The following is an 18,779-nucleotide window of genomic DNA, read 5'->3' as shown; positions in this document are numbered from 1 at the left end:
TATAGTTCTAGTTGTCACCATAAAGATGGCCACCCGTGAAATCTTTATAAGTTTCGTCGATATCCTTAAATGCATTAGTCTCCATTAACTTCTTATTCTCTGCTTTTAATTTGTACATCTTAATTATCGCTATTATGATGAAAACAAGAAATATCGAAGCCACTGCGATAAGTATCATTGTAAGTTGAGTTGTAGTCACTAATAAAGCTTTGGACAGCAGTATCTTAAGCATGGTTACTGTGTATTAGATTTGGGTTCTATGGTGCTAATATAGAAAAAAAAGCTATTCCAATTACCTAATTATAAATAATTTACGTCACTTTTATAAACAATAACATCGTTAAAGTGGGTTAAAAGTTCGATGAATAGCGGTGTTTTCGGATATAATTCAACTTTCGGAAAGTTGTTAACAACTCAAAAATTTAACACTTTTATTCTAATTATACCAGCCTAAAAGTTGCACATCAATAGACTTGTCTCCTTTGTTTACAATTTCTTTAAATAAATTTATATTACTTAATCCGTCAGAACCTCGATAATGATAAGGATACACCGTTTTAGGTTTGAAGTCCAAAACAGCACTTGCAGCACTTTCAACAGGCATGGTGTAGGGTAGATTCATACACACAAACGCCTTGTCGATATTTTTTAAATTACGCATTTCAGGAATATCTTCTGTATCACCAGAAATATAGATTCGTTCATCATTTATATCCAAAACATAACCATTTCCTCTCCCCTTGGTATGGAACTTCAATGCTTCTTCCCTCAGATTATACATAGGTATGGCCTTAATGCTAATGCCGTTGTGGTCCATAGTTTCGTCATTATTAAGTGTTATAATGTCATTACTTATTGTAGTGGCTATTTTGTCGGTCACCGCTTTAGGGGCAATGATTCTAACATTACTTAGGTTTAAAGCTTCTAGTGTAGGTACACTTAAATGATCACCGTGTATATCAGTAATCAATACTAATGTAGGTGATTTTTGTCCTTTAAAAGCTTCTGAACCTCCAGTAGGATCTACATAAATGACTTCGTTATTTGATTCCAGCACTAGAGTACCATGGGAGATTGGAATTACATTAACACCTTCATTAATTTCATTTTGAGTTTCATTAACAGCAATGTCTGCCTCCTTTTTTTCATTTTTACAGCTTAATACTGTCACAATTAAAGATGTAAGTAGTGTAATTTTTAAAAGTTTCATAGCTAATGTTATTTTAGTTGGTTTAAAGATATTTAACAATTATCGGTCATTAAAATGTTGTAACATTTTTATAACATTTGCTACCTATAATTTGATGGTAAAGTTTTTGTAGTCTTAAAAAATTACCGAAATTGCTTATCCTAAAATTTGTTCAACTAAATAATACGATACCACATGTCTGATGATTTTGATTTATTAGAAACCAACTCACAGGAGAAACCTGAGAAAGTAGATGTAAACTGGGGCAAGGCCATAGACCAAATGAAGTCTAAATTGGCACAGGAAGATGATCCGGAAAGTCGTCAGAAAATATTAAATGCAACTCTTGATAATGTTGTGGATATGGCTGAGAAAGACCGAACAACGCTTCTTGATGCCATAAAGGATTTAACAGATTATCAAGATGAGGTAGGTATTATGTTCGAAGGGTTTTCAGCCCTGAATGCTGCTGAACAAAAAATCATCGATGACGCCGTTAAACGTTTAGAGCGTGCTAAGGTTGAATTGGAAGATGCCAAAGCAAAACCAGATACTTGGTGGAATAATCTTTGGGGACGTAAGACTAAGATTAAAAAGGCCGAAGATGAATTAGCTGCGGCTCAAAAACAACGTGATGGTGCTGATAATAAAGCCAAAGCCATGTTTCAACAACGTATAGAAACGGCTGATGTGCAGACCTTATTAAATGAATTGTCATTTAAAAGTCAGGCAGCAATCAAACGACTTAAGGACAGAGAGCTTGAAATCAAAGAAGTTGAAGAGAGCTTAAAATCCGCCATCGTTGAAGCAAGTAATAACCACACCAAAGCACTTCAAAAGAAGGAGGAAGTTGAAGCTAAACTTGAAGAGCAGTATGCTTTGTTAAAGCAAGCCAGACAAGCCTTAGAAGAAGTGGCCGATAAGCAATCTCCTGAATATTCTGAAGCTTTGGAAAAAGTTACTCAATTAGAGCAAAAGGTAGAAGAATTAGAAGGTCTTAAAAATGCGTACACCACTCTAGCGGCTTCAAAAGATAGCTTTGTACACAAACATAACCTTACCATAAAAGTACTAACGTCTTTACGTAGCAACTTACAAACGCATCGTGCTAAATTAAAATCAGATACCGATGAGCGTTTAAAATATTATGATGGTTATGTAGTAGCTTTAAAGGCACGTACAGATCAAGAGTTTGCAGCAATATTAGAGCACTTGGGTGTTAAGACCGATGAGCACATAGGTGAAACCTTAGCTGCCATGCATACAGCTAGTGCTAAAGCACGTCAGGAAATGATGGATAATATACCAGTTCACGAAAAAGTAATGCAAGGTATTTATGGTAGTTATGCAGAGGCACTAAAGGATATTAGATCTAAAGACGCTGAAATTCAGAAAAACTTTGCAGACCGTTATGGCATCGACATGAAAGAGATTTTTGATGAATATTATAGCGCAGATTCCAATGCACCTTCAGGAGATGGTGAACCAGCAGGTGAACCAAAACCAGAAGCTAATGAAGATGATTTACTTGGGTAAATCATGTCTTCAGTAACTAGTATTCAGTGAAAGTTTTAAATTAAATGAATACTGGTTACTGTAAACTGAAAACTCAAAGATGATTGTAACCCCCTTAGATTCGGCTGTATTAGATTCTAAAGAACAGTATGTGTTCTATCATAAATTGATAGATTTCACACTGAAAGAACTAATTACGGCAGTTCAGGCTAAACAAATATTAAATCAACAAGAAATATTGCTTTTTAAGCAGTATACAGATTTGCTATTGTATTCTATCGAAGCCATGCGTGTAAAATACATGTATGACGAGGAGGAAAATATGAAAGTAGATCTCACGGATTCTAGTTTTCCAAATTATTTAGAATTCAGGTATCTATTTAATGATCTCGAATTGCGGGAGGAATTTTTAACAAAGCTTACGGATATTGAAGTGTTAAAAGACGAGTTTCTAGATACACTACTTAGAAAGAAAAAGCCAATATCCAAACGTAAATTGTTCCAGGCAGCATCCATTGTTTATTATACATCGGCGAGAAAGGAATACATATTTAACCGATTTGTACAAGGTAAGATAATCACTGCACCAGAGGCTTCACCTGCAGAGCATTTGGTAAGTTGGAGTTTTTATGATGTTACCCATAATAGACCCTTTATCTGTTATATGTATTTTAACTATGACGGGAGAGATGTGCAAGCCTATAAAGATGAAATCTATTTGGTATTAAAAAATACGTCTGATCGCGAAATGAATCTAGACACCATGGCCTACGCTATAGACAAGCGTTTGCCAAAAGTGTTGCCCAAGCTCATTAAGCGAATAGATTTAGGACCAATCCATAACGTATTTGCAAAAGACGAAAACGAAATAACGCACGACATCTTAGATGGTATTGCCAAAAAAACAATACCACTAGAGTCTTATGTTATTTCTTTTAAGGTAGATGAACTGAAATCGCAGAGCGAGTTTAAGGAAGGAGGATTTTTTAGTAAACAGACCTTTCAGAGGTGGGCGAGTCCGTTTAGACAGCGTTATGTATTCGCACCACATCGAATCATACAGCTCTTATATAACAAAACACCAGAAATTATGAACGATTTGGAGATTCCGCCAGTTCAGGTTTCTGATTTAAAAATAAAATAAGTTACAGTTTCAGTCGCAGTATTCAGTTGCTGCTAACTGAGACTGAGACTGCAAACGGAAGACTAAAACCATGCAACACAACTCAACATTCCCTATAAAGCAAAAGGAACTCGATATGCTTCGTGATGAAGCAACGTCTTACTTAAAATCTATTCAGTGGGAACAAAGTCAACGTGCCAAGAATAGAGATAATGATGGTAAAGACGAATCTATTTTATTGTATCTATCTCGTGCTAATAATGGCAGTAATGTTTCGGTAACCTCAGTCTCAAAAACTATTTTAAGCTTAAAAAAGCGATTATTACCGGAGTCGGTTGCCATTCCACTGTTCCTCAATCAAACATTATATGCCGTTCAAGAGGGCATTACCATGGGTATTTGGATTAAGGACAGTTACTATGACGCCTCGGGATTATCGACGTTAAGTGAAAATAAATCGGCTTTAGATAATTCAGGAAAGCGTGAGTATGAGAGCAAAATGCTTACGGCAACAGCCTTTATGTTGTTTGCTACAGCGTATAAAATATTACACGATTTAAAACCGCATGCGTCGGACGATTTATCGGTGATGAAGCAGAAGTTTGCTGGTATTCCAGAAGTATCGTTTTTATCTCCTTTAAAAGGTATTTCGTGCCAATTATTCTATTATGATAAGTATTTAGGACATCCGGATATCATCAAATCAGATAAAGATGTTATCGATTTTACAGTGGTTTATTTTGAAGCCCTTATTGACGAAATCCAACTTAGAAAAAGTACTTTAGAATATACAGATACGATTGAAGACCGTTCGTTTAAGTTAGAAAATTCAGACTTTACGATTGATGGTTGGAATAATGTATTTGCTGGTACAGCGGTTAGTGTAGAATTTAATAAAGTACAGTTTGAGCAAATCGTTGGAAATAAGGATGCTAAACACTTTGCCAGACGTTTAACTGAACGTCTATTGAGCTACGATTTTGAAGCAAAGAAAAACCCATTTCAAGAGCTTGGTGGATTTATGCCAGTATTTATGGGTTATGGAATTCCAGGAACTGGAAAAAGTATGCTCATTGCTGCGATTGCCACACGGCTAAAAGAACATAGTGAACATTTAAACATTCCATTCTTGTTTCACCCCATGCCAGATACTTTGATTTCAACCTTTCAAGGTGGTTCTGCAGAAAAGATGGTAGAATGGATGAAACCATTACAAGACCCAACCCGACTCATTTTTGCACCAATTGATGATGCAGAGAACAACCTGCAAGAACGAACTGCGCAGGGAGTTTCAGCAGGTGTGAAAGAGGTGATTGGTGTATTTTTAAGATATACCGAAGGTGCTTATGCTGTTAATTATGGCAATAGTTCAATAGGCTTGTTTACTAACTTACCAGAAATGTTGGATAAGGCCGTGATTTCACGTGTACAAGGCCGATTTAAAATTGACGGTGCTCGTAATGAAAAAGATTTTGTAGATCAGGATTATCTGTGGTGGAAAAAGCTCGAGGATACCATGCCCAACTTTATAAACATGAATAATCCCAACGATTATATCTATTTAGATGCACAAAAGGTAGCAAAGAATTTGGGTGAAATATTAGAGAAGATAGATAAACCAACAGAAGAGCGTGTATTAGATGCCTTTGAGAAAGTATCGAGTAAATACAAAGATGACGAGCATATGTTCTATGCCCATTTATATACTGAAATTCAGAAAATATTTCCGTTCTTTTCATCACGTGACGTACGAAACATTCAAAAGGCAGTTTCGTTGCGTTTGACCGATTTTGATTTAGAAGATGATTGGTTCAATAACCCTGAAGTGTATTTCAAAAAGGATTACGAAACCAAATTCGGAATGCTTCAGGAATTGATGCGTGCCAACATGAAAGGGCTAGATTTTAGTGATATCAGGCGACAAGAGGTGGTACGTTACTTGGATAATGTGGCGACTATTGCAGATACCGATTTTAAACGTAAGGTTGATGCCAGAATCGATCAATTAAATATTGAAGCTGAAGCCAGGGAACAATTTGGTAAGACTGATTAACCATGACCAAACGCATCAAAAATATCAACCGAACAATTCTGTCAGATAAGTACTTTACTTTATCTCAGGTAAAGTTTAATTATCAACTAAAAGATGGAAATTGGGTTGAAAACAAATGGGAAGTTTTAGAGCGTGGCAATGCAGCGGCAGCTTTGTTGTATAACACCAAAAAACAAACGGTCATTTTAGTAAAGCAATTCCGTTTGCCTGCTTATATGAATGGAGTAGAAGATGGTTTTTTATTAGAAGTGCCAGCAGGAATCTTAGAAGATGATGATAGTTCGGCAGAAGAAGCCATGAAACGAGAAGTATTAGAAGAAACCGGCTATGAAGTACCAAAACTAAAAAAGGTTTATAGTGCCTTTGCAACACCAGGCAGCAGTACAGAACGTTTTTCGTGTTTTGTTGCTGAGTATTCGGATGGAATGAAAGTCCACAATGGAGGTGGTTTGGAAACTGAAAATGAAGATATTGAGCTTGTAGAGATGCCATTTGCGAAAGCCACTGAGCTCATGGCAAACGGTAAAATTTTAGATGCAAAAACCATAATGTTATTGCAATACGCACAGATAAATAGACTATTATAAAGAAACAACTTAAAGTCCTTTCTATAAATGGATTCAGGGTCGGCTTATATGAACAAACTAAAAGAAGCAAATCTATATCGAAGTGAACTTATACCTGTAAGTGGTAAGCTGGTAGAACGCTATAATAAGTGTTTAAAAACCCTTGGTTTTAAAGAAACTAAGCTACAATCGTTTACGATAGATGGGTTGGGTTGGAGTCCTGAAATAGCTGAAGAGAAAAATAACATCCACTATCTAAATCATGGTGAAGCCAATCCCCACGGTATCATCATTTCGCCATTGCAAAAGGGAAAACCTGTTTACTTACCGTTCCACTCTTTTGATAGGGAGATGATGCAGCATATTTTCAGAACGCATGGTAGAAAGATTAATGATATTACAAGGGATTCTGCTATCTGTATAGATTTTGATCAGGATATTGATGTGTTCTATGAACCTTTGGATGTCTTAAAATATGAGGATATTAGCATTACGTTCAGACTCATAGACAACCTTGAAGAGAAACAGCAAGAACAGCTAAGACTCATTGAAAAATTTAGAACAGACAATAATTTTATAGATGAAAGCATCCATAAAAAACTACTAGATTCTGCCAAATCCTATGGCGATTTAAGAGATCGAGATCTTAAACTTCATTCCTTGCATTTTACAACAAATTCGTTTTATACGCGTGCCTTTGATGGAGTCTACGTCTTAAGGGATTTTATTCAGCCTATTTTAGTTTTTGAGAGTAACGAATCCTATAAGCAAGCTATTAAAGATACGGTTCATGATGTGCTAATTTATCATATAGACCAGCCAGAACTGATTGAAAAACTAAAAAGCCATATTATTGTTGAGTGCGATTTGGAATACATGGTAAATACACCCAATTATGACCGAATAAAAAAGTACGAATTATACACCCAATTAAAAAACCCAGAGCATCCCATTAAAGATATTTTAAACAGAAAGCCATTGTTTAAAAGCTACCTAAATAAGATAGATATTAATGCGCGCAAGAAGGTAATGGGTGTTGAATTGTATTTAGAAAAACTAGAACGCAGTAATGCTTATAAAATTGAAGACATGGTAGATCAGTCCGTCTATTTTGCACTACATCAGCCACATTCGTCTTTATCCGCAGAGCACCGGGATTTAATACACAAATTGTTAATTAATATCGCACCAAAAGACGTCTTGTTTCTGTATTGGTACGACAAAGAACAATTTTACAAGAATTATGAAACTTGGGATGAATCGTTTCAAGATTGGGTGATTGAGACGATACGTAACAATATTTAAGTTTTTTAGACTAATTTTATAGAAACCTCAATACAAACAACATGGGATTAGGAATAGACATTATCATTTTCGTATCAGCTATTTTATTTGGTATCTTTTTGTATTGGAGAGAGTCAAATGGCAATGGTGCATATCGTTTTATTAATAAAATAATGAACAGCAAGGAGTTGCAAATGGATGCTAAAAATCCCAAAGGATTTATTTACAAACAACCTTTTATTCCTCGATTGCTTTTTGTGGTGATTTCTTTATTAATTATTGGATTAGTATTACAGTTTCTAACTCCGATAGAAATATTTTCAAATTACTTTGCACTATCAGGATTTGCAACGTTTGCAACAGGTACTTTAATAGGAACCTATTTGGCCAATTTTGTAATTAAGACTACAGAGGTAGTAGAGGAGAAAAGTGATTCTTTAGGGGATTTGGTAGGAGATGCTGTAGAAAAAGGGAAGGGACTTATTGAGGATTTAAAAAACAAGGACAATAAAGCTATAGAAGAAGCAAAAAATGAGATTGCAGAAAAACAGGAGCCGGAAGTAGAGAAGAAATCAGCTCGAGAACGCTTAAAGGATAAGGGTCTAATGTAACGTTGAGAGACATCCTGAATTTGTTGTACTTTACCAAGTTGAAAGGATAATATTCAGGATATAATAACGCATTGAAATTATAAATTCATGTTCTGAAACTAACTCAGAAGGACATCAAAAACTATGATAAAAAACTATTGGAATAAAGGGGCAAAGCAAAAACGAATTACCATATTTTTAGGCTTACTATTGCTTATTTTACTCTTTTTTTTCAGGGACGATTACCAACCTGTTTTATTATTTTTCAGAAAATACATTTTTGTAATTCTGCTAAGTGTGATTGTGCTGGTCTTAGGTCTTAGAAAATTTAGAAAAACGGCGAGCACAGGTGGTCGTTTAGGAATTTTGGGCATGCTCATTGTGTTTTTTGGGTTGCTTTATTTTTTAGGTTGGAATCAAGGTTTGTACGACTACATGAAAACCTACAATGTATTTAACAGCCTTAATAAGGTTGAAATTGATGAGTTACCACTAACTCAAAATGAACGTATACAACCATTGCGAAACATATTTTCAATGGCCAATGAAAGTGTTGGTGAGACTAAGGATGTGTCATTGCCACATTTGGTAAGAATTGGCACTGAAAATAAATGGACTATGGCCATTCAGCCTAGTGAAAAGTACATTATGCAGCGCATAAGCGATAATACCGAAGAAGTTTTTGCAGTGAGCAGTACAACTCCTTTTCCAAGATTTTCAAATGAAAACAGAATTCCCGTAACATTTTCAATTGGTGAGTCCCTAAAATTCAGTAGAAATACCTACAACGCAGTTGTACAGCGTTTTAACCCTTGGATGTTATTTAACTATGAACCAAGTGACACCTTTTATATGAAAAATGATAATGGTGAATGGGTGCAGGTAGTGAGTTTAATCAAGTGGAAGGGCTTCTTCTTTCCATATCCAACCTTTGGTGGTGTGATGATTATAGAAAGTGGCGTACATGATTTTAATGATTACTTAGAACGGATCACTATCGGGAAAGGTACCTTTGTAGGACCAGATGAAATAAAGAACTATAAATTTTTACAAAAACAAAATACATTAGCAGAAAGCGTTTCTCAGTTGCAAGCAGAATCGTTAAAATTCTTGGGAGGTTTCAGTGACCCATTACCTTGGAATATGGAAACAGCTGTAAAAATTCCTGTAATGCCCAAGGATCAAAATCAACAACCTTATGTTACGGATTTTGATTTTGTAGGTAGTAATTCTGATGCCTATAGTGGATTATACCATTGGTTTGGCTTAGAACCCGTAGGTGAGGAGCGTACCAGTTTAAGCTATAGTGTATTTGTGCCTGCAGATGGTACGGATAGATTGTATTATTATGATCATGCCACAAAAAAACAAGGCTATGCAGGTGTATCGGCGATGCCATTAAAAGTGAAAGAATCCAGAAAGGAATACGATTGGAATGCCAGCACACCAGTTGAGTTTAGACCGTATATTAAAGATATTGCAGGTAGAAAGCGCATGTTCTTCTTGGGAACAATTTCATCAATAAGTGCAACTAATTCTCAACAGTTTGATGGTTCTGCAACACCTGATTTAGTGCTTATTGATAGCGAATATCGTGATGTGATTTGGATAGATGTTAAACATCCGAGTTCTTGGGACGAAACAGTTTACAACCAACTTAATGAAGCTTGGAGAGCTAGTGAGGGTATTGGGTATTACTATCAAGAACAGCCCAAGGACGAAGATTTAATGCAAATGCAAATCGATTCTCTAAAAATCATTCCGCAGGTTGATGAGAATTCTGAAATGATAGATGCACTGCAACGTCAGATAGATTCCTTAAAAGCACTTCAAACTAAACCATAACAAATTCAAGATATATGAGTTCAAAATTCTACGATTTTAAAAATTTAAAAGGGGATTTAACAGGTGGTTTAGTCGCAGGAGTTGTGGCCTTGCCATTAGCATTAGCTTTTGGGGTACAATCTGGATTAGGAGCTATTTCAGGTCTTTATGGTGCCATTGCCGTAGGGATTTTTGCGGCTATTTTTGGAGGTACTGCAACACAAGCTAGTGGACCAACAGGTCCCATGACGGTTGTTTCTGCAGCATTGGTGGCAGCTTCTATTGAAATAACAGGTAGTTTAGAAGCTGCAATGCCTATAGTGATTCTAACCTTTCTATTAGGTGGAGTATTTCAAATTATTTTTGGATTGATTAATATCGCAGGCTATGTCAAGTATTTTCCCTATCCTGTGGTTTCAGGTTTTATGAGTGGAGTAGGGCTTATCATCATTATTCTGCAATTATTTCCTTTTGCAGGTTTGGGTTCAGAAAAATCGACATGGTTGGTCATTCAGGATTTACCGAGATTATTTACAGATTTTAATTGGCAGGCCCTAGTGCTAGGTATACTAACTGTTCTGATATATGTGGTATTCCCATATATCACCAAAGCTATTCCTAGTGCTTTAGTCGCATTGATCTTGGCTTCAGTAGCCAGTTACTTTTTAAATTGGGATGTGCCGATTATTGGAGAGATTCCTTCAGGATTACCTAGTCTACAAGTCTCCGGATTATTTTCTGTAGATGCAAGCACCTATTCTTTAATTTTAGAATACGCCTTAGTCTTGGCCGTTTTAGGATCTATTGATTCCCTATTAACTTCGGTAATTGCCGACAATATGACCAAAACCAAGCACAACAGTAATAGAGAACTAATTGGTCAAGGTATAGGAAATTCCATAGCCGCCATTTTTGGAGGTATTCCAGGTGCTGGTGCAACCAAGGGAACGGTTATTAATATCAATTCTGGTGGGAGAACAAGAGTGTCAGGTGCCATTCATGGTTTATTTCTATTGGCTGTGTTACTCGGTTTAGGAAAATTGGCAGCTTATATTCCTCTGTCAGTATTAGCTGGTTTATTAATTCCTATCGCTTTTAAAATAATTGATGTAAAAGGACTAAAACATTTACTCGTGGTTCCTAGAGCTGATGCCGTTGTATTAATTATTGTTTTATTAATAACAACGTTTGGTAGTTTGATACAAGCGGTTGGTATAGGCTTGTTGTTAGCATCTTTATTATTTATGAAACGTGCTGGTGATATTGGTGAAAAGGGATTAGAAGTAGGAACAATAGCTGGGTTTGATGGCGAAAAACCTTGGCAGGATGAGGTTGAATTTTATGAAGAGTACAAAGACAAAGTGTACATCAAACACTTATATGGGCCCTTATTTTTCGGATTTACTTCTCACTTTCAAGACGAAATAAAGAATATTCCAGAACAAGTTAAGGCACTCATCATAAGAATGGACCGCGTGCCCTATATAGATCAATCAGGTTTATACGCTCTAGAAAATGCAGTGCTAGACCTTGAGCAACGTGGAGTGCAGGTATTGTTAACAGCAGTTCAGGAACAACCAAAAGATAAGTTGGTTTCTATTGATATTGTACCGGATTTAATCCAAGAAGCACATATTTTCGATAATATTCAGCAAGCTTTTGATCATTTAAAAAAGCGTTTTAAACTCTAAAACTGTAACATTTAGGCATTATTCTATACCCATAAATAAAGATTTATTATGGGCTATATGGGTTTGGGAATGCAAAAGTGGATCTACACCATGAGACCACGACAGCCTTTTTCTATGAAAAGAAAGAAGGCTTTTACGGTCGTTCCTAAATATGAGAGAACCTTTAAAATTCAGCCGTCAAAGCATAAAGATCATTTACATATTGGCAGTATAGTATTCATCGTTATTGTTTTTATACTTCTGACCATAATACCACAATGGATGGAATATGCTAGAGTAAGACATAAACAAGAAGTCACTCATACGACCACGAGAGATAATCAATTTTATGCTTTTTTAAAGAAATCAGGAGAAAAACAGTTTGTACTTGGTAATTATGAAAAGGCCTTATCAGAATTTAAACTTGCCAGAAATATTAGACCAAATTCAAAAGAAATTAATCAATTGTTATTAGAAGTTATTGGAATGCTATGTGAGGAAAATATAAGCTATTGTCAAGAATACGATACTTTAAAATTCTAATATCATTTTTATGTTCGACCGCTTATACGGACTGTTAGCTTCTAAAGCTAATTCTTTAAAACCATACTTTCTATAAAGATAAATGGCATTTTCTAATTTGGTGTTAGAATAGAGCAAAAGTGCACTAAGTTGTTTGGTTTTGGCAATATCAATACAATATTGAAGTAGCTGTTGTCCAATTTTATGGCCACGCTCTTTTGGTAAAACGGCCATTTTGGTGAGTTCTAATATATTGGAATGATGTGTTGGCATAAGCGCAACGGTACCTACGATAGCGTTATTTTTAAGCGCAAAGAAAATAAAACCACCATTGTTGATTATGTATTTTTCTGGCTGACTTAAAACTTCTTCATCAAAGGGTTCAACATAGAAAAAGTGTTTTAACCATTCTATATTCAAATCATAGAAATTTTTAGCATATTCAGTTTTATAACCTACAATTTTAATGGGCATTTGCTCTAATAAAGTCGGTGATTAAATAAGTGATCAGTTTACCAATTTTAGTCTCAGATTTCTTTGTAGGCGATGCTTCACAAATATGTAGATAGCTTGCATTACCATGTTTAGCAAAGAAATGGATAAATTGCCTGGCTTGTTTAGTACTAAATCCACTTGGTGTAGCAGCACTGCTTGGAATATTTTCAATGGTGTCACAATCTATCTCAATGCCAAAATATTTTGAATTGATATGATCAAGGCCGTGCTCCAGTTCAGTTTTAAATTTCACTTCTTTTCTCACCTCTAGTGATTCGTAAGTGACATATTTTATGGCCTTCACCTTATTGATTGTTTTAAAAATATTATCTGAAGTATAATTTTCGTGCAATCCAAAAATGAAATAATTTTTTAAAAATCCTTCAGCATAGGCGTAACTAAAACCGTTGCCACTATGTCTACCTTCTTCAGGTCTAAAATCAGAATGTGCATCAAAATTGACGACGTTAACCTTATCATTCTTTGCTAGTGCCAATCCTTTTATATTACCGTAAGCATTATTATGTCCTCCACCAATAACAATAGGTATTTTACCAGCTTTAACGATTGATGCAACTACATAGGTGACATCCTTATCTATATCCTCAACATAAGCTCTCGCTTTGGCAATATTTTTTTTTGAAGGCTTTTTATTCACTAGGTCTCTTATCTCAGAATAGTCTAGATGACCCAAAATTAAAACGCGATTTGCCTTAGTAGCCTGGTTACTCTGTATATTTAACAAAACTTTTATTGTAGCTTCCCATGCCTTGTAAGTACCTGTTTGTCCGTAATTTGCATAAACACCAATATCTTCACAGATACCAAAAATCACATAGTCAACGTCTAAATTAACAATATCATCGTATATGGTAGTGAGGTTAGATATTAACTGAACATGTTCTCCAAATTTTGATTCTCCTTTACGAGGCTTTAAAAGTGTATCGCGATCTTTTGAAGTGAATACTGTGAGGTTTTGCATTTGGATGTTTATTTGAAAGATAGAAATAAAAGTACATTTTATTTAATTATTTACCTTAACGACAAGATTAAAAAAACAAGAATTAACAAATAACTTAAACACAAATTTTATGGAAGGTTCACAAAAATCAAACATCGGACTAAAAGTAGGATTAGGTATCCTTTTAGTACTATTTTTAGGTACCGCTTTTTATGCGTCTAAATTATATTCAGATGGTAAAGAAACAGAAAAAGAGTTAATCTCGGAGAAAGAACAAGTCATGAACGATCTTAGCAATATGGCAAAACAATACGATGAAGCCATTGCAGCCAGCGAGGTTAAGGATCAAGAACTGATCGAAGCAAGAGAGCGTATCCAAGGGCTTATGGATTCTTTAAAAGTATCTCAAAACAGTGTAAATAGCTTATGGAGATACAAAAAGAAATTTTTAGCACTACAAGAGGAGATGGACGAATTGTTAGCTGAAAACGATCGTTTAAAAGTAGAGAACGAGTACCTAGCAACGTCTTTAGATAGTACCCAAGTACAATTGGCAGAGCGTACTGTATTTACGGATTCTCTATTAGTGCAAAATACAGAATTAGCTAATGTTGTAGAAGATGCTGCTGCATTACAAACCGTTGGTTTAAAAGGTATGGGAGTAATAGAAAGACGAAGTGGAAGACAGATACCTACAGAAAGAGCGAGACGTAGCGATAAGATAAAAGTATGTTTTACGGTTGCAAAAAATACATTGACTGAAGCAGGTGATAAAGAACTGTATGTGCAAGTGATAGATCCAAAAAACAACGTATTAGGTGCTAATAACCAAGTACAGTTTGAAGATCAGGTATTAAACTATAGTTTAATCAGCCGTTTTAACTACGAGAACAGAAACTTGAACATTTGTGAGTATATATCACAACCTGAAGATTCAGATTTTGAAAAAGGACGCTACCAAGTGAACGTATTTAACGACAAAGAATTGATTTCTACTTCAGAATTTACACTGAAATAAGAGTCCGTAATTTGATTGATTGATAGCTAAATCCGGAAGTTTTCTTCCGGATTTTTTATGTCCTTTAATTGACCATTAATAATAACCTGATCCACCGGGTTATGAGCAAATGCGTAAGGAATTTCACTATAATCATTAAGAGGTTTGGTGATGATAAGGTTTGCTTTTTTACCTCTTGTAATGCTTCCGTACATACTACTAATACCCATAGCATAAGCACCATTTATGGTGGCGGCATTAATCGCCTCTTCTGGTGTCATTTTAAGCTTAATACAAGCGGCACTTACAATAAAATTCATATTCCCACTAGGCGCAGAGCCAGGATTATAGTCGGTAGCAATGGCTATAGGTAAACCTGCATCAATAATTTGTCGAGCAGGAGTATAAGGAATACTTAGAAAATATGAGCAACCAGGTAATGCTACAGGCATGGTTTCACTTTTCTTTAGAGCTTCAATATCATCGTTATTCAGCTCTTCAAGATGGTCAACAGATAACGCATTATATTTTACACCAAGACCAACTCCCCCTAGAATATTAAACTGGTTGACATGAATCTTTGGTTGCATTTTATATTTCGCAGCAGCTTTTAGGATGGTTTCCGTGTCTTCAAGGTCAAAATAGCCTTCTTCACAAAACACATCAATATAATGGCTTACATTTAGCTTAGCAGCTTTGGGAATAAGTTTTTCTGTAATAAGTTTTATGTAGTCTTCTTTTTTGGTTTTATAATCTGCAGGAATAGCATGTGCTGCCAAAAGTGTGGGTGTGATTTTGGCCAAACTTTCTTGTTTAATACGTTTTATAACTTTTAGCATTTTTAGTTCTGCTTCAACAGTAAGGCCGTATCCCGTTTTTATTTCAAAAGCACCCGTGCCCATTCGTATGAGCTCTTCAAGGCGATTGATTGATTGATTATACAAGTCCTCTTCAGAGGTCTCTTGCAATAGTTTGGCAGAGTTTAAAATACCTCCACCGCGATTTGCAATATCCTCATAACTCAACCCATTTATTCTATCCACAAACTCAGATGTTCGGTTACCAGCATAAACGATATGTGTATGTGAGTCGCACCATGACGGAAGGACTAATTTGCCAGTAGCATCAACAATCGTTTCGGCTTCAATACCTTCACAGTATTCCATTTCTCCGTATTCTATAATGGTATCATGTTCTATGTAGAGATAGGCATTTTTAAGTACGGGAAGCGTTTTCATAGCTTCACCCTTAACAATCATAACGTTGTGATCATAAACCTGTACGAGTTGTTTGATGTTTTTTATAAGAATTGACATAAGGTTGGCTTTTTGTAAAGTTGCTTATTTTTTTTGAATAAAAAAAACGCTAGTTACCCAACTAGCGTTTGCTTTTTTAAGATGTAAATTATATTATTTTAAACTGCCAACCATATCTTCTGGTTTTACCCATTCGTCATAGTCTTCAGCAGTAACGTAGCCTAAATTAATAGCTTCTTCTTTAAGTGTGGTGCCATTTTTATGGGCGGTATTAGCAATTTCAGCAGCTTTATAGTAACCGATCTTGGTGTTTAAAGCAGTTACTAACATCAAGGAATTATTCAATAATTGTTTAATAACCCCATGGTTAGGTTCGATACCTCTCGCACAATGCTCTTCAAAACTCACACAGGCATCACCAAGTAATTGTGCCGATTGCAGAATATTAGCCGCCATCATGGGTTTAAACACATTAAGTTCGTAATGCCCTTGTGTGCCACCCACACTTACAGCTACATCGTTACCCATTACCTGCGCGCATACCATTGTCAATGCTTCACATTGTGTTGGGTTTACTTTTCCTGGCATAATAGAACTTCCTGGCTCATTTGCTGGAATTATAATCTCACCAATACCAGAACGTGGACCAGAGGCCATCATTCTAATATCATTAGCAATTTTATTAAGAGATACAGCCAATTGTTTTAAGGCTCCATGCGTTTCAACAATAGCGTCATGAGCCGCCAAAGCTTCAAACTTATTTTTAGCCGTAACAAATGGTAAATCACTGAATTCAGCAATGTATTTCGCAACTAACACATCATACCCTTCTGGTGTATTTAAACCGGTACCTACAGCAGTACCTCCTAAAGCCAATTCACTCAAATGTGCTAAGGTATTTTCTAAGGCTTTTAAGCCATGGTCTAATTGTGAAACATAACCTGAAAATTCCTGACCCAAGGTTAGGGGAGTAGCATCCATTAAATGCGTACGACCAATTTTTACCACATCTTTAAACTCCAAAGACTTGTTATGCAGGGTGTTTCTTAATTGAATCACACCAGGAATTGTGGTCTCTACTACCTTTTTATAGGCTGCAATATGCATTCCGGTGGGAAAGGTATCGTTAGAGGATTGCGATTTGTTTACATCATCGTTAGGCTGTATGGTTTTTTCGCCCTCACCAATGACCTTACCAGCAATTTGATGTGCTCTATTGGCGATGACCTCATTCACGTTCATGTTACTTTGTGTACCAGAGCCTGTTTGCCATATGACAAGAGGAAATTGATCGTTATGTTTACCTTCTAAAATCTCATCACAGACTTGGGCAATAAGATCACGCTTTCCTTCATCTAAAACGCCCAACTCACAATTGGCATAGGCCGCCGCCTTTTTAAGATAGGCAAAGCCATAAACAATTTCTAAAGGCATAGAGGCTGGTGCACCAATTTTAAAATTATTTCGAGAACGCTCTGTTTGTGCTCCCCAAAGTTTGTCGGCAGGTACTTTAACCTCACCCATGGTGTCTTTTTCTATTCTGTATGTCATGATATTGTATGATTTTTTACGCTATGCAAAATTACAGATTTTGAAGGTCTATTGCTATTAAAATTGTGGTTTTGTCTATCGGTTTGTATAGCCAAACAACTCTCAGCTTTCAAAACAAAAAAGCCAAAACCTTTCTTTTTCCAATGTAAATCACAACCGCAAACTTAGCCAAACGAGAGCTATTTGTTTAAAATGTTTGACATCAAGGGTATTGCGCTTGACAACGGAGTTCAGTTGTTTTATTAGGAAACAGAAGGGTTAGATGTAATTAACAATAAAATTCAAGTAGCTGGATTGGGTAGAGAATGGTTTCAAAAATTAAATGTACCAAAATCGGCAGATTGGACATTTTCAATGGTCAAACCTGGAGAAGGAGATCCATTACCGAAATAAAAATTAATATATAAAAACAGTTTAAAACGACGACTATAGTTCCTTACAGCAGAATTATATTCACATATCAAGAAAAAAACATTGTCAAAATAGATAATTGTCTCTATAAATTATTCCAAAATCTTCCCATCGACCATAGTTAATTTACGGTCGGCCATATTGGCCAATTCCTGATTATGGGTTACGATGACGAAGGTTTGTTTAAACTCATCTCGAAGCTTAAAAAAGAGCTGGTGCAGCTGTTCTGCAGATTCGCTATCTAGATTACCAGAAGGTTCATCTGCAAAAATAATATTAGGTTGATTAATTAGAGCCCTGGCCACGGCCACACGTTGTTGCTCACCTCCTGACAGGCTATTTGGTTTATGATGTATACGATCCTTTAGACCTAGATAATCCAATAGATCCTTAGCTCGTTTTTCAGCTTCTATTTTTGGTGTGTTGTTGATAAATGCAGGAATACAGACATTTTCTAAAGCAGTAAACTCTGGCAACAGTTGGTGAAATTGAAATATAAAGCCAATATGTTGGTTTCTGAACTTTGCCAAGGCTTTATCGTTTAATGCTGTAATGGATTGACCATTAATTTCTAAGGTCGTATCATATTTAAAATCAGGCTTATCGAGTGTGCCTAAGATTTGCAATAAGGTCGTTTTTCCAGCGCCAGACGCACCCACAATAGAGATGATTTCACTTTCTGTAATATGGATGTTCACGCCTTTTAAAACGTGCAGGTCTCCATAGGATTTATGTATATTGGTGGCTTTTATCATAGCAAAGCGAAAATACT

The 18,779-nt window shown here is 35.8% G+C and carries 17 protein-coding genes; 10 read left to right on the top strand and 7 right to left on the bottom strand.

The annotated features are described in order from the left end of the window. Window positions 1-7: 7 nt before the first annotated feature. Both ACFQ1K_RS04140 and ACFQ1K_RS04135 read right to left on the bottom strand, forming a co-directional pair. Window positions 8-232 carry a hypothetical protein gene (locus ACFQ1K_RS04140; protein ID WP_320556588.1) on the bottom strand — a complete coding sequence of 75 codons (225 nt, stop codon included), beginning with the start codon at window positions 230-232 and terminating at the stop codon, window positions 8-10. A gap of 204 nt (window positions 233-436) precedes the next feature. After that, the gene (locus ACFQ1K_RS04135; RefSeq protein WP_320556589.1) at window positions 437-1,210 is read right to left on the bottom strand and encodes an MBL fold metallo-hydrolase; all 774 of its coding nucleotides are present in this window, start codon (window positions 1,208-1,210) and stop codon (window positions 437-439) included. A 174-nt stretch (window positions 1,211-1,384) separates the two neighbouring features. Between ACFQ1K_RS04135 and ACFQ1K_RS04130 the strand changes: the two genes are divergently transcribed. The 9 genes from ACFQ1K_RS04130 (at window position 1,385) to ACFQ1K_RS04090 (ending at window position 12,357) form a co-directional block, all read left to right on the top strand. Continuing rightward, a complete protein-coding gene (locus ACFQ1K_RS04130) occupies window positions 1,385-2,725 on the top strand; it encodes a microtubule-binding protein (RefSeq protein WP_320556590.1) in 1,341 nt (446 codons plus the stop codon). A gap of 79 nt (window positions 2,726-2,804) precedes the next feature. Continuing rightward, on the top strand, window positions 2,805-3,848 hold the full coding sequence (locus ACFQ1K_RS04125; RefSeq protein ID WP_320556591.1) for a hypothetical protein: 1,044 nt from the start codon (window positions 2,805-2,807) through the stop codon (window positions 3,846-3,848). Window positions 3,849-3,918: 70 nt separating this feature from the next. Beyond that, the gene (locus tag ACFQ1K_RS04120) at window positions 3,919-5,880 is read left to right on the top strand and encodes an AAA family ATPase (protein ID WP_320556592.1); all 1,962 of its coding nucleotides are present in this window, start codon (window positions 3,919-3,921) and stop codon (window positions 5,878-5,880) included. Between the two features lie 2 nt (window positions 5,881-5,882). Then, window positions 5,883-6,467, top strand: a complete 585-nt coding sequence (locus tag ACFQ1K_RS04115; RefSeq protein WP_320556593.1) for an NUDIX domain-containing protein — start codon at window positions 5,883-5,885, stop codon at window positions 6,465-6,467. 27 nt (window positions 6,468-6,494) lie between these two features. Then, window positions 6,495-7,751 (top strand): DUF6638 family protein, encoded by a 1,257-nt coding sequence (locus ACFQ1K_RS04110; RefSeq protein WP_320556594.1) that lies wholly within the window; start codon window positions 6,495-6,497, stop codon window positions 7,749-7,751. 41 nt (window positions 7,752-7,792) lie between these two features. Then, complete coding sequence (locus ACFQ1K_RS04105; RefSeq protein WP_320556595.1) at window positions 7,793-8,341, top strand: hypothetical protein; 549 nt, start codon at window positions 7,793-7,795, stop codon at window positions 8,339-8,341. A gap of 123 nt (window positions 8,342-8,464) precedes the next feature. Continuing rightward, a complete protein-coding gene (locus ACFQ1K_RS04100; RefSeq protein WP_320556596.1) occupies window positions 8,465-10,165 on the top strand; it encodes a hypothetical protein in 1,701 nt (566 codons plus the stop codon). A 14-nt stretch (window positions 10,166-10,179) separates the two neighbouring features. Continuing rightward, a complete protein-coding gene (locus ACFQ1K_RS04095; RefSeq protein ID WP_320556597.1) occupies window positions 10,180-11,835 on the top strand; it encodes a SulP family inorganic anion transporter in 1,656 nt (551 codons plus the stop codon). 114 nt (window positions 11,836-11,949) lie between these two features. Further along, window positions 11,950-12,357, top strand: a complete 408-nt coding sequence (locus ACFQ1K_RS04090) for a hypothetical protein (protein ID WP_320556598.1) — start codon at window positions 11,950-11,952, stop codon at window positions 12,355-12,357. Here ACFQ1K_RS04090 and ACFQ1K_RS04085 read toward each other — a convergent pair. Then, window positions 12,346-12,810, bottom strand: coding sequence for a GNAT family N-acetyltransferase (locus tag ACFQ1K_RS04085; RefSeq protein ID WP_320556599.1), 465 nt, complete (start codon window positions 12,808-12,810; stop codon window positions 12,346-12,348). The two genes, ACFQ1K_RS04090 and ACFQ1K_RS04085, sit on opposite strands and share 12 nt — an antisense overlap. Beyond that, window positions 12,800-13,813 (bottom strand): formimidoylglutamase, encoded by a 1,014-nt coding sequence (locus tag ACFQ1K_RS04080; RefSeq protein WP_320556600.1) that lies wholly within the window; start codon window positions 13,811-13,813, stop codon window positions 12,800-12,802. The genes ACFQ1K_RS04085 and ACFQ1K_RS04080 overlap by 11 nt, the downstream gene beginning before the upstream one ends. 109 nt (window positions 13,814-13,922) lie before the next feature. Between ACFQ1K_RS04080 and ACFQ1K_RS04075 the strand changes: the two genes are divergently transcribed. After that, window positions 13,923-14,810, top strand: coding sequence for a chromosome partitioning protein ParA (locus ACFQ1K_RS04075; protein ID WP_320556601.1), 888 nt, complete (start codon window positions 13,923-13,925; stop codon window positions 14,808-14,810). Between the two features lie 26 nt (window positions 14,811-14,836). Here ACFQ1K_RS04075 and hutI read toward each other — a convergent pair whose 3' ends face one another. The 3 genes from hutI to ACFQ1K_RS04060 form a co-directional block, all read right to left on the bottom strand. Further along, window positions 14,837-16,105, bottom strand: a complete 1,269-nt coding sequence (gene hutI / locus ACFQ1K_RS04070; RefSeq protein WP_320556602.1) for an imidazolonepropionase — start codon at window positions 16,103-16,105, stop codon at window positions 14,837-14,839. Between the two features lie 93 nt (window positions 16,106-16,198). Then, window positions 16,199-17,596: a class II fumarate hydratase gene (gene fumC, locus ACFQ1K_RS04065; RefSeq protein ID WP_320556603.1), complete on the bottom strand. Its 1,398-nt coding sequence runs from the start codon at window positions 17,594-17,596 to the stop codon at window positions 16,199-16,201. A 503-nt stretch (window positions 17,597-18,099) separates the two neighbouring features. Beyond that, window positions 18,100-18,762 carry an ABC transporter ATP-binding protein gene (locus ACFQ1K_RS04060; protein ID WP_320556604.1) on the bottom strand — a complete coding sequence of 221 codons (663 nt, stop codon included), beginning with the start codon at window positions 18,760-18,762 and terminating at the stop codon, window positions 18,100-18,102. Window positions 18,763-18,779 lie beyond the last annotated feature (17 nt).

The sequence above is a fragment of the Winogradskyella aquimaris genome (genome assembly GCF_042676105.1).
Taxonomy (GTDB): Bacteria; Bacteroidota; Bacteroidia; order Flavobacteriales; family Flavobacteriaceae; genus Winogradskyella; species Winogradskyella aquimaris.
This window is presented reverse-complemented; position numbering and strand designations above follow the sequence as displayed.